Annotated in this window: 10 protein-coding genes; 9 read left to right on the top strand and 1 reads right to left on the bottom strand. The window is 27.5% G+C overall.

From position 1 onward, the window contains the following. Positions 1-210 precede the first annotated feature (210 nt). The 6 genes from ACNI3D_RS14865 (at position 211) to dddY (ending at position 6,967) form a co-directional block, all read left to right on the top strand. Entirely contained in the window at positions 211-2,205 is a 1,995-nt protein-coding gene (locus ACNI3D_RS14865) for a cache domain-containing protein (RefSeq protein WP_419767558.1), read from the top strand. After that, positions 2,198-2,890, top strand: coding sequence for a response regulator transcription factor (locus tag ACNI3D_RS14860; protein WP_419767557.1), 693 nt, complete (start codon positions 2,198-2,200; stop codon positions 2,888-2,890). The genes ACNI3D_RS14865 and ACNI3D_RS14860 overlap by 8 nt, the downstream gene beginning before the upstream one ends. A 126-nt stretch (positions 2,891-3,016) precedes the next feature. Further along, a complete protein-coding gene (locus tag ACNI3D_RS14855) occupies positions 3,017-4,555 on the top strand; it encodes a flavocytochrome c (protein WP_419767556.1) in 1,539 nt (512 codons plus the stop codon). Positions 4,556-4,557: 2 nt separating this feature from the next. Continuing rightward, on the top strand, positions 4,558-5,019 hold the full coding sequence (locus ACNI3D_RS14850) for a cytochrome c3 family protein (RefSeq protein WP_419767555.1): 462 nt from the start codon (positions 4,558-4,560) through the stop codon (positions 5,017-5,019). Then, positions 5,016-5,651 carry a cytochrome c3 family protein gene (locus ACNI3D_RS14845; protein WP_419767554.1) on the top strand — a complete coding sequence of 212 codons (636 nt, stop codon included), beginning with the start codon at positions 5,016-5,018 and terminating at the stop codon, positions 5,649-5,651. The genes ACNI3D_RS14850 and ACNI3D_RS14845 overlap by 4 nt, the downstream gene beginning before the upstream one ends. 62 nt (positions 5,652-5,713) lie before the next feature. Beyond that, positions 5,714-6,967: a dimethylsulfoniopropionate lyase DddY gene (gene dddY, locus ACNI3D_RS14840; protein WP_419767553.1), complete on the top strand. Its 1,254-nt coding sequence runs from the start codon at positions 5,714-5,716 to the stop codon at positions 6,965-6,967. 30 nt (positions 6,968-6,997) lie between these two features. On the opposite strand, the gene ACNI3D_RS14835 is transcribed toward dddY, so the two are convergent. Then, a complete protein-coding gene (locus tag ACNI3D_RS14835) occupies positions 6,998-7,195 on the bottom strand; it encodes a hypothetical protein (protein ID WP_419767552.1) in 198 nt (65 codons plus the stop codon). A gap of 95 nt (positions 7,196-7,290) precedes the next feature. Between ACNI3D_RS14835 and pyk the strand changes: the two genes are divergently transcribed. The 3 genes from pyk to ACNI3D_RS14820 all read left to right on the top strand — a co-directional run bounded on the left by pyk (position 7,291) and on the right by ACNI3D_RS14820 (position 13,439). Beyond that, complete coding sequence (gene pyk / locus ACNI3D_RS14830; protein WP_419767551.1) at positions 7,291-8,742, top strand: pyruvate kinase; 1,452 nt, start codon at positions 7,291-7,293, stop codon at positions 8,740-8,742. Between the two features lie 149 nt (positions 8,743-8,891). Continuing rightward, positions 8,892-12,623, top strand: coding sequence for a hypothetical protein (locus ACNI3D_RS14825; protein ID WP_419767550.1), 3,732 nt, complete (start codon positions 8,892-8,894; stop codon positions 12,621-12,623). A 3-nt stretch (positions 12,624-12,626) separates the two neighbouring features. Further along, positions 12,627-13,439, top strand: a complete 813-nt coding sequence (locus ACNI3D_RS14820; protein ID WP_419767549.1) for a tetratricopeptide repeat protein — start codon at positions 12,627-12,629, stop codon at positions 13,437-13,439. The last annotated feature ends 79 nt before the right edge of the window (positions 13,440-13,518 follow it).

The following is a 13,518-nucleotide window of genomic DNA, read 5'->3' as shown; positions in this document are numbered from 1 at the left end:
TCCTTCTTACTCATACATATATATACTTAGTTTCTTAATTAATACTATACTATAAGTTTTAAAATTAAAATAAAATAAATAGATTATAAATTCTTTTACTCTTTTTATAATTATATTATTAAAAAATGACTAAAAAATAACTTTTCTTTTCAGAAAACTAAAATAGGCTAAAGGTTATAATGTACATATGTTCATAATTAAAGGTTTACTTTGTCTAAACGTACAGGATTTATTTTATTTGTCAGCATGCTTTTTTTTATTTTAGTACTTGCAAACTATTTTATAAATCTTTATATTTTAAGAAGTGCAATAAATGATTTACAAGTAAACGCTATTGAAAATGCTTCAAAACAGATTATAAAATGGACAGAAGAGAAAATTAATGTTGTAAAAAATTTGGAAAAACTAATTTCTAATATGGATCATATTCAAGATCAATATGCTATTGAAGATTTACTTGAACATAGTTCTTCTGTTGCCGATTTCCCTTATATGTTTGTTGGTTATGGGGATAATACAATTATTTCAAGTAGAACTATTATAAAACCTCTAACTTATAGTACTATAGCTATGCCATGGTATAGAGAAACCATTAGAAATGAAGATATTACAATAACTAATCCTTATGTATCAGCAATTATAGATACATTAGTTGTTGCTGTTTGTAGTCCCACAAAAGATAAAAGAGGTCAAAGTGGTGTGGTTTGTGGTATTCTTCCCTTAAAATATATAGAAAATGAAATTCTAAAAATAACTTTACCTTATGATGGAAATGTTTTTTTACTTGATGAAAATAAAAGAATCTTAGTTCATAAAGAAAAAGAAAAATTGTTTAAAAAATTTAATCAAAAAATTGATAAAGAAGGATATCTTACTATCACAAAAGATAGTATTTTCTCTCAAGGTTTTATAAAATATGGGAATTGGTATCTTATCTCACAATTAAATAAAGAAAAAGTTTATGAAAAAGTAGATTTACAATTAAAAATAAATTTTACTATATATGTAATAAGTTTAATTATATTTTTGTGGTTGAATCTATTTTATAACAGAAGTCAAAAACAAAGTGATGAAAAATTAGAAATATCAAAGAACTTAATGAAACACTTTCTTTTATCAGATATAAGAGGGTGTTTAATTGCTGATGACAAAGAAAAAGTCACTTATTGCAACAATGAGTTTTCTAAATTGCTCTATCTATCAGAAAATAAACTTTCTGATAAAAATCTATTTGAATGTACAGAATTTTTTAAAAGGCTTCCTTTATGGATAACAGATTGTATTAGTAAACAATTAAAAGCAACAAAAGAGAAACATACAACATATACTAATACTTTTTGTTTTTTTGAGAAAAAGGAAAAAGTATTTTTATTTTTTACTTCTATTCCTGTTTTAGATGTAAAAAAAGAGTATAAAGGAATTATTTTTTTTGTGGAAGATGTCACTAAAAAAGAGATGTCTAAAAAGTTAAAAAAAGAGCAAGAAGATATTTTATTTCAACAATCTAAAATGGCAGATTTAGGTGAGATGATTGGTGCAATTTCCCATCAATGGAGACAACCCTTAAATTCAATATCTTTACTTATAGGGAATATTCTACAGTTTAAGGAACTGGGATGTTTAAGTGATGATATGTTTAAAGATAATCTAAATCGTGTTCTTACTAGTGCTCATTATCTTTCGGATACGATTGATACTTTCAAGAATTTTTATCTGCCAAGTAGAAAAATGGAGTCCTTTGATATAATAGAAGCCATAGAAGAGACAAAAGTAATACTAGAACCACATTTTAAAAACTCAGGCATTAGTATTAAGGTAATTCATGAAGAGAGAAAATATGATTGTTATAGTTATAAAAATGAATTACAACAAATTATAACTGTTTTAGTTTTGAATTCAAGGGATTCTTTACTTGATGATAAGAATAATAAAAATAAATTTATAAAAATTACAATAAAAGAGATTCAAGACAAATATAATTTAAAAATTGAAGATAATGGTTTAGGAATTCAACCCGCTATTAGAAAAACTCTTTTTGAAGCTTTTAAAACTACAAAAGGGGAAAAGGGAACAGGAAATGGTCTTTATCTATCAAGATTAATTGCAAGAAATAAACTTTTTGGAGATTTGACTATTATATCTTATAAAGACCCAACAACTTTTTTATTTACTTTTCCCAAAATAACAAAGGATAATGATGATTGATTTAAAAGTATTAAAAAAACTTTCTCAAATACATGTATTAATTGTGGAAGATGATGAAACAACAGCTTTTGCATTAAGGCAAGCTTTAGGCATGCATTGTAAACGTGTAGATGTTGCAAAAGATGGCATAGAAGGTTTCGAAATGTTTGAACAATATAAACCTGATATTGTCATATCAGACATAAACTTGCCAGAAATGAATGGTTTAGATATGGTTCATTCTATGCATGAAATCTCTCCTCACTTACCAGTTATAATAATCACTTCTTATGATACCCCTTCAAATATCTCAGAAAGTATTAATGAGGGTGCATATAACTATTTGAGAAAGCCAATTGTGATTGAAGATTTACAAACCTCTTTACTTATGGCAACAAAAGATATATACAATTTTCGAGTTAATCTAAAATTTGGTTTTATTTATGATAAAAATTCAAAGCAATTAACAAATGCAAATGCAGAGCTTATAAAGTTAACAAAATTAGAGATGGAGATTCTTCATTTATTAATTTCAAATATAGATAAAATAGTCGAATATTCTACTATAGAGAGTTATGCTTGGCAAGAAAAAAGTATGAGTATTGAAGCACTAAGAATGAGAATAAAAAAGATACGTCAAAAAACATATAATGACATAATAGAAAATGTATCTGGATGTGGATATAGAATTAATAGCGCCCATTAATATCTAACACAACTGAACACTTATCTATTTTATACATAGAAATGACCTTTTTATTTAAAAAGGTTATTTTTTGATTACTTATTTATATTAATATTCTTTTATAAATTTTATTTAAGGAGAGTTGTTATGGGTAATTTAACAAGACGTAATTTTTTTAGAATGGGTGCTGTTAGTGCAGGTATGTTGGCTTTAGGAAGTACAGCTGCAAATGCTACGGCTATTGATTCAAAAGATGTTAAATATGATGAAGAATATGATGTTGTAATTATTGGTTCAGGTTATGCTGCTTTATCTGCTGCTATTACAGCAGTTGAAAAAGGAAATAAAGTTGTTGTTGTAGAAAAAATGGGAAGACTTGGTGGAAACTCAGTTATTAATGGAGGTCTTTTAGCTGTTGTAAATAATCCAAAACAGAAAAAAGAGGGAATTAAAGATTCTATTGATATTTATATGGAAGATAGTATGAAAGCAGGTAGATATATTAATCATCCTGAGTTACTTAAAGTAATTGGAGAGAGAGGGAATGATGCACTTAAATTAGTAGAAAAATGTGGTGCAAAATTTTATGAAAAGCTTTCTCATTTAGGCGGACATTCTGTTCCAAGAACTTATCTTTCTTCAAATGGTAGTGGTTCAGGAATTGTTTTACCAATGCTTAAATATTTTCAAAAACAACCTAATGGAACAATCAAAAAAAGAACAAGATTTGATGAGTTTGTATTAGATGATAAGGGAAGAGTAGTTGGAGTTAAAGTTAGAGAAAAATATAGATTTGACAAAAAATTAGAAGATGATGATTCTCAAAATAAAGGTGGTAAAGTAACATATTATAAAGCTAAAAAAGGTGTTGTTTTAGCAGCAGGAGGATTTAGTAGAGATAAATTTTTAAGAGAACAACAAGATCCAAGAATTCCTGCGGATACAGATTCAACAAATCAACCAGGTGCAACTGCTGGAGTTTTATTGAAAGCCTTTGAACTTGGAGCAGTTCCTGTTCATTTAAGTTGGATTCAATTTGGTCCTTGGGCTTGTCCAGATGAAAAAGGATTTGGTGCAGCTTCAAACTTTAATATTAATGCAACATTTAGATATGGAATTTCTGTTAATCCTAAAACAGCAGTAAGATACATGAATGAACTTGCAGATAGGAGAACAAGAGCAGAAGCAATGTTTAAAGTAATAAAAGAAACAAACTCTTATCCAATTAATATATGTGATCAAACAGCAGTTGATAAAATCATTCCAGACATTGCAGAAAAAGCTTTAAAATCTGGAGTTGTTAAAAAATTCGATACTATTGATGCTTTAGCAGCAGCATATGGACTCCCAGTTGCTGAGTTGAAAAAAACAATTAAAAAATACAATGATTTTGTAAAAGCAAGCAAAGATACAGACTTTGGTAAACCAGTTGAAAAAACAGAAAATGTACAAATTATTAAAGCTCCATTTTATGCAACTAAAGGTGTACCAAAACTTCATCATACAATGGGTGGATTAAAAATTAATACTAAAGCACAAGTTATCTCTTCTGCAACTAAAAAACCAATTCCTGGTTTATTTGCTGCTGGTGAAATTACAGGAGGAACACATGGAGCAAGTAGATTAGGAAGTTGTTCAATTCCTGATTGTTTAGTATTTGGTATGGTAGCAGGAGAAAATATATAATTATGAAAAATATAGTAAAAGTAATGGGTGGCATTACTATTTTACTTCTATCAATATTTTTATTTGCCAATGACAAAGAGGAAAAGCTTTTACCTTTTCCTCAAAGTGAAGAAAATATAGTAAATGTAACACCTGAACAAAAAGAAAAATATCCTTTAAAAAAAATGCATGAAAGTTTGTCTTTAGAGTGTGTTTTTTGTCATGTAAATCAAGGTGATAACCCTGACCACTTTGAAGTAGTAGAAGAAAAAACTTGTTTATCATGTCATAAAACAAAAATTTATTTGGCTCAAAGATTGTCTTTTATGGATGTTCATAAAGCAAATCCTCATAATTCGGTTCATGATGGACCAAATTTATTTTGTGATGAATGTCATAATGAACATAAACCTTCTGTAAATATGTGTGCGGAATGTCATCAAAAAGAGATTGAAAATAAAATTTGGATGAAGGAGACACCATGAGACCTACATTATTTATAATAGCATTATTGTTTATTGGTGGTTTAGTTGGATTATCTCTTTCTTATGGAACTTATTATGGAATTCATAAAACAAGTGGTGAAAGATTTTGTGTTTCTTGTCATGAAATGGATCCTATGGTTATTTCTTATAAACAAGATGCGCATGGTGGAAAAGGTGAATTGGGTGCTAGCGCAAGATGTGTAGATTGCCACTTGCCCCATGATAGTTTAGCTAATTATATTTTCACAAAAGCGAAAAATGGAGTTGTGGAAGTTGGAATTCATTTTTTTGGAAATCCTGACGAAATAGATTGGCAAGAAAAAACTAAACATCGTGATACTTTTGTATATGATTCTGGATGTTTAGAATGCCATGGTAATGCCTTTGAAAAAGATTTAGTATCTTTAAGTAAACAAGCGCAAAAAATGCATAATCATTATGCTAAATTAAAAGGAACAGAAAAACAAATCTCATGCGCCTCATGTCACTTTGATGCTGGTCATAAAAATTTAAGAAATGTTCTAAATTATTATAATCCAGAACATAGTATTTATAAAGATAAAATGGAAGAGAAAAAACTTGAAACTCAAAAAGAGTATAAAAAATATGGAATACAAACAGATGATAAATAACTTCTAAGTTGTTTATTTGGGCTTTTGCAAAAGCTTTTATTATTGGAAAAAAAGGTAATGGTATGTTTATTTTTAAAAAACTTGGAGTTATATTAATTTTAACAAATTTGTTATATGGTGCAGGATTGGAAATTCCAAATTATTTGGATAAAAGTGATATATTAAATGCAGAGTTTAAGTGTTTATCTGAACCTGCAAAATATAGTAAAAAAGATCAAAAATATGTAGATATTCTTTGGGATGAAACCTTAGTTTATCTAAAAGCTTATGCTTTAGCTTTAACTAATGGAGATTTAAATCACTGTATGAGTTCAGATGAAGCTATTTATGATACAACAAAAAAAGACAATAAAATGTGTATTATGGATAGAAGAGATATGAAAAATATGGTTAAAAATATTTATCAAATCTTATTTAATAAAGAAAAAGCAAAAGTTTGCTTCTCTGCAAGAAGAGATGTAAATTGGATATATAATCCAGGAGGAGAACTTCAAGAAAAGTCTCCTGTTGCCAAATGGGCAAATCGTATGACTTTTGAAGAGTTCTTTGACAAAAAAGTAAAAAATGAAGATGTAAAAAAAAGAGGGAAAGCGTTTACAAAAAACTTTTATAAAATGGTAACTGGTAATGATATTAAAATGCCAAAAACTTTTCCTTATGATGTAAGTGCAAATTCTCTACCTAATCTTTGGGCTAGTGCAGGTTGGTTTCCAATGTATGCGGAGGAGAGTAAAAGAAATGCCAAAAACTTTCTTATTATTCGTGGAGGATATGCCTATGCTGAAATATTAGGTCATTGGGGTTTATTAAGAATTGATGAAATTAATGGACAAAAAGTAGGAGCTGAGGTTGGTATGACGGTTCAAGTCGTAGATTCTTTATACCCTTATCACAATCATGCTATTCCTGAAATTTATTATAATATGAGAATGCCTGCTTGTGTGAAACAATTTAAAAGTTTTGCAATAAGAGAAGACAATCCTTTATTAAAAACAGTAAAAGTAAATGAAAAATTTAGAAGAGTTCAGTTTGATTCAGGTGCAAAAGATGAACCTGATATGTGGATCGCAGGAAGTCAAAGTGAGAATTCACTTTTGTATTTACATGAAAATACCATACATGCTTTTCAAGTAGATGGCTCTTGTGAATCAAAACCAGAAGAAAAAGCACTTGTATCTGTTTGGGCTAGAACTAATGCTCATGATAAAAGAAATGATTACGGGACTACTTTACTTTGTGAATCAGCTGAAAAACCAGGAACTCCTGCTCATAGGGGAGAAATGATTCAGTGTGATTTAACACATACTAAATGGTAAATTTCAAAAAATTATAAATTGTGCCAAGTCTTAATCCTTTTCTTGGCACTTTTTATTATTATTTCCGATTGTATTAACAATCTTTTTTGCAATACTTCCACGAAAAAATGTTGAAGTAGAGAGTGCTGTAAAAAAGTCTCCATCTTTTCCAATAACCTTATATTTTGTATAATATCCATCTTTGCCATAAAGCCAATTGTTAAAATAAGTACTAAATTTTGTATTCATGAAAATAATAATATCTAAAAACTGTTTATAAAATGTTACTAGTGTGTAACTGGGATTATGATATAATCACAAACAAAAGAGGAAAGGAATGATTTATGAATAAAAGAACAAAAATATTAGCAACCTTAGGCCCAGCAAGTGATACGATAGAAATAATAGAAGGATTGATTAAAGCTGGCGCAAATATGTTTAGACTTAATTTTTCACATGGAAGCCATGAATACCATTTAAATACATTAAATAATATAAGAAAAGCAATGGAAAATCTAAATACTACAGTTGCTATTTTACAAGATATTTCAGGACCAAAAGTTAGATTAGGGGATTTAAAAGAACCTTTTGAATTAAGAAAAGGTGATACTATAAGATTTGTAAAAGATGATATCGTTGGATATCAAGAGAGTGAGAATGAATATGTAGCGTCATTAAACTATCCAGAATTACTTGATAAAGTAAAAAAAGATGAATATATTTATTTGTATGATGGAACTATTAGAGCAAAAGTAATTGAAACAGGTGTTCAAGTAAAAGCAGAAATAGAAAATCATGGAAAATTAGGCTCAAGAAAAGGTGTGAACTTTCCTAATACAATAATTGATATTGATGTTATTACTAAAAAAGATGAAATAGATATTGCATGGGGAGTTGAAAACAAAGTTGATTATTTTGCAATCTCTTTTGTACAAAATAAAAAAGATATGTTACATGCAAGAAAACTTCTAAATGGATATCATGGAAAGCTAATAGCTAAAATAGAGAAATTTGATGCAGTTGAAAACATAGATGAAATAATTGAAGCTAGTGATGGAATCATGGTAGCAAGGGGAGACTTAGGAATAGAAGTTCCTTATTATGAAGTTCCAACTATCCAAAAAAGACTTATCAAAAAAGCAAATATTGCTTGTAAACCAGTAATCACTGCAACTCAAATGCTTCTTTCAATGACAGAAAATGAAAGAGCAACAAGAGCAGAAATCTCAGATGTTGCAAATGCAGTTTTAGATGGAACAGATGTTGTAATGCTTTCTGAAGAGAGTGCAGTAGGAACAGACCCTGTAAATGTTGTAGAAACAATGAGTAATATTATTGCTAAAACAGAAGAGATTTATAACTTTGATAAACAAAGTAAATTTGCATATTTAGATGAATTTGATGTTATTCAAGGAACAGTTACAAAATTAGCAGATGATTTAGGTGCAAAAGGAATTTTAGCACTTACAAGTTCAGGTAAATCAGCAATGAAAATATCAAGATATAGACCAAAAACAAAAATCTTAGCATTTTCACATAAGAGAAAAGTTCTAAATTCTTTAAGTGCTATTTGGGGTGTTTATCCTATTACAGTATTAAAAGAGGGACAAGCTTCTAAGATGATTCAAAAGATGCTTAAAAATCTAGAATCAAGAAATATCTTAGATAAAACAGGACCATATATAGCAACAATTGGATATCCAGCAGGAATTCCAGGAAGTACAAATACTATCAAAATCCTAACAGAAGGTGAGATTGAATATTATTTAAATCTACCTGCAAATAAGAAGAAATAATCTTCTTATTTGTCTTACTTTAATTATCGTGTAAACTACAAAAAATCATAAAACTTATATAAATTACTATAAATTTATAACTTTACTGTAACAATAATAAACTATTAAATTACTTTTAAGTATCATATGCAAAAATAATTGGATAAATTATGGGTAATGAATATAATGTAATAGAAGCAGGGGTTATAAAATGCGCTTGTGGAGGAAAAGTAACCTTAACATCAAGTGTTCCAAACCTAAAGATTGCAGGAGCAAAACCTTTATACCTAAAAGATATTTTAGGAGCACCAGTTGCTTGTCCAAGGGATAAGAACAAGTGTACAAAAGTAGCTTCCATCTCAACAGCAGGAACAGAAGTAAATGTTTCAGCCACAGGAGAAACTTATCTTTTAAGAACAGATGGCTTTACAACAGATAAAGGAAGAGCTGTAGTATTAAGTAGCCCAGGACAAGGTACTTCTAAAATATCTTCTATTCCTAGTTTTGAAAATCAAGATACAATAGCAGAAGAAAAAGTGTTAAAAGAACAATACCTAAAAGAAGAAAATGAAGTTACAATAAAATATAAACTTTATTTAATAAGAAAATCACAAGATATATATAAACCAATAAGACCTTCAAGAGGTTTTAGAAAAGCAGATGAAACCTATGCAGTTGATAAAGAAAAATCAGAATTTGATAATATCTATTCCCATACCTTAGCTTTTGTATATGTTGTCAAAGGGAATGAATATTTAGAATATAAAATCTATAATGATGGTGGAATAAATGCAGAAGAGTTAAAAGACATCTACTATCATGATACACAAAATGAAATAATAAGAAAATTTATCCCACTTAAAGAAAACAGTTCATATCAAATCTATTATAGTAATTTCAAATTAAAAGATCTAAGTGATATACAAAAACTACCAGAGCTTAAAATAGATACCAAATCACTAGATAGTAAAAGTGGAATCTATATAAAAGATATAGATAGTATCAATAAAAATAAAATTGAACAAAAACTTTTAGATGCACAGAAACCCCAAAATGGAGAAAAAAATTCAAATATTATTGTTGGTTTTTTAGAAGACACTATAGGAGAAATAGAAGATTTATATGAAGAGTATTATACCAATTATAAATTGGCATATAGTTATAATCAAAAGATTTTTGATGAGATAAAGACAAGAAATTCATATGCATATACTATTGCTAATCTTGTAGATTATTTTTATGTTTCTGACTTTGAAAATAAAGAATATAGAGAAAATCTCTTTATTTTAAAAAATTGTTACAGTAAATTAGTCGAAATGATTTTCTTTGAGAAAAAGCTTTATAATTATGTACTTGATTTAAAAGATATAGAAAATATAGTTCATAAAGATACCAATAAAAAAGCTTTTGCTTTTTATAAAATATTGGAAAACTATAAAAAAGACTTTTTCTCTTTTAAATCTCTATTCCCTTCAAAAAGAGGTACTGTTGGTAACTCTGCATTTAGATATACAAATGATTATATTTATAGTATTCCTTACATGAAAAATAGCTCAACAAATAATAAGTTTATAAAGTATCAAAATATTTTTTATCATGTTGCTGATGATAAAAAAACTGAATCGTTGATGAAGTTTACAGGAAATGATGATTATACTTTAGTAAAAAAAGATTCAGAGCAAGTTTTGGCACATATGGTTTTTTGTTTATTCTTTTTAGACGATTTTGAAGAAGATTTAAAAAATCTTATAGACTATTCAAAAGTAGTAAAAATAAGAGATGAGTTTTTAATAGCCTATAGAAAAATAGTTCCTTTACCAAATATTGGACAAAAAAGCATCTCTAATGTAAAACAATTAATAGAAAAGCAAGAGTTTTATAGTCAAACAACAAGAGATAATAAAAACTTTATTAAAAAGATTTTTTCAAATGATGAAAAGAATAATCACTTCTTAGAAGATTATAAACAAATAGATAATCATCACATTATGAAATCCTTTGATTACTCTTATAGAGTAAATTTTAAAAGCAATCTACTTTATATTCCAAAAGATATAAAGTATTATCAAGAAAAAGCAGTTACATCACCTAAAAGTATATTAAAAATTATTAAAACAAAGTTCTCTCAAGGAAGCTTAGAAGAGTTACTGTTAAAATATCAAAGTTGTGATATAGATAGATTTGAATATGTAGTAGGAGGTATGAATATTATTTATTCTCTTTGTTCTACAAAAATTGCTTTAGATGAAGAAGTCGCAGTAAATGGAATATTTGCCAGTGAAGATATTCAATATCTTTTAAATTTTACTGATGATATAGTAGAAAAAAAAATAAAACTAGAAGATACAGCTAAAGAGCTTCTTTTAGGAAAATATCAAATTTCAGAATATTTTGATGAGTATATTATTAAACAACTTTTAAATGAACTACTTTTTTTAAAATCAAGTAAAACGGCAAAAACTAAAGCTCAAAAGTTTTTTGATAAATATCAAAAACTAGCAAAAAAAGCTATGAATGAAAAACATAAAAAGATAGAGCCTTTGGATTTAGATAAAGATATTAAAAAATTAGAAAATGAGTTTTATTCAAGCTTAAAATTTATGTGTGGAGTAACAGATCAGATTGATAAAAGTTTGGATAAGTTTTTGAAAGAGTATTCAAATAATGAAACCTATCAAGTAAAAGATATAGCAAAATCAAGAGCCTTACAATTAGGCTTAGCCTTTAAAGCCTACTCTTCTATGCTAGCAATTGCTTCAATAAAAGAGTACATCTATGATAATAAAAATAAAGATATAAAATCAACTATAGGCTTTGTAAATGATTTTGCAGGGCTAAATAGTGCATTAGTAGGGATAATGCAGAATGAAAAGTTTGAAAATATGGCACAAGCTTTTTTAAATAGAATGAATAAAAAATCAGGAGGGAAAGAGCTAATAAAAATAAATCTTGCAAATAATGAATTTCTAGCAGGAGCAGGAAAAGCTTTTGCAAGAGTATCAGCATATGCAGTAATAGTTATCTCTGTACTAGATGCGATAAAATATAAAAAGAATGAAGATTATGATGCCTTAGGTGCAACTGTTGGGATGATTACTTTAAATATAGTAGCTTTATTTGTAACAAGTGGAACACCTTTGGTTGTGTTTGTATCACTAAGTTCAATTGCATATGCAATAGTTATGTTAAAGCTTGAGGATAGTGCATTTGAAAGCTATTTAAAAAAGTCATTGTTTTATAAAGATGATATATATCTAGAAAGTAAAGATAAAAAGATAAAAGGCTTTCCAGCAAAATATCTATTAGAAACAACAAATAAAAAAGAAGAACTAAAAACTATAAATAGTGAAGGATTTAGAAGTGCTAAAAAGATAACAAATTTTATAGGAGAGAATTATAAAACAAATGAGTTGTATTTTGATACTGCATTAAAAAATGAATTAAGCTTTTTTAAATCATCTATATTTGGATATAAGTTAGAACTTCTAGGTAGAAGAAGAGAAAGAAAGCTTAAAAATCACTATGGACATGATACTAAAATATGGCAGGATACTTTTGTGAAAATTCCTAGTGCTTTGGTTGAAGATAAATCGAGTAAATTTGTTTTTAATAGCGAGAACAATTACGAAATTATTGATAAAAATATGATACCTAAAGAAGAGGACTACTACATATTCGATTTACAAAATCAGAATTTTACTACCTTGGTAGAATTAAATGAACTAAACCATAAAAAAGCTTCTATAATAGTTTTATCTTCACAAGTAGAATTGAAGTATGAATTTACATATGACTACAGAGAGATAGTTTACTTAGATGCAGTAAACTTTGAACAAGTAAGTTTTACACCAGAAGATGTAGAAAACTTAAAACAATTTATAAAAAAAGAAGAGGAAAAATAGAATATGATAAAGTCAATAATAAAAATAACTATCACAGCCCTACTTTTAGTATCCTTTACAGCATGTAATGACAATAAAAAAGAGAATGAATTTAAAGCTAGTTTACCTATGCCAGAATGGGATAAAAAAGTTTCATCTACTATAGATGGTTATATAGCAAATTGGCATGACGCAAAAAAAGACCCAATCCCCGCCACTAAAATAGGATACACATACTCAGAAAAGCTACATGATTATAAAAAAGCCTTAGAGTGGTATAAATATGCTGATTCAATGATTCCTTTAGGTGAAAACTCATATTTTGCATGTTATGCATTGCAACAACTAAAAAAATATAATGAAGCAATCACTTGGTGCCAAAAAGCTATTGATTTAAAATGGGATAAAGCTTTGTTTAGAATGGGAGATATTTATAAGGAACTAAATGATTATGATAAAGCAGTATTTTATTATAAACAATCATTTGAAAAAACAAAAGATAAAATGTCTGCAAATAATTTAGGATTTATTTTTTCTAAAAAAGTAAATAATTATCAAGAAGCTGAGAAATGGTATAAAGAAGCAATTAAATTGAATAATTATGAATCATATAAAAATATTTCTAGCTTATATCATGAAAAATTAAAGAATGATATAAAAGCTTCAGCTTATGCAATAGCAGTAATAGATACAGAGTATACAAGATCTTCAGTTTTAAGAGTTTTAAAAGAAGAAATGAAAATCCCAAAAGAAACAATAAAAAAAGGATATGAGTTACAACTAAATTCAGATGAATTTCCAATAAAATATAAAGGGAAGTTAGATTTAGATGAATAGAATAAAAAAGTAAAGATAAAAAGATAAAAGGCTTTCCATCAAAATATCTATTAGAAACAACAAATAAAAAAGAAGAACT

It is taken from the genome of Arcobacter siniprincipis (SeqCode), assembly GCF_048571125.1.
GTDB classification, from domain to species: Bacteria; Campylobacterota; Campylobacteria; order Campylobacterales; family Arcobacteraceae; genus Arcobacter; species Arcobacter siniprincipis.
Note: the sequence above shows the minus strand (reverse complement) of the source record. Positions and strands in the feature narration are given on the sequence as shown.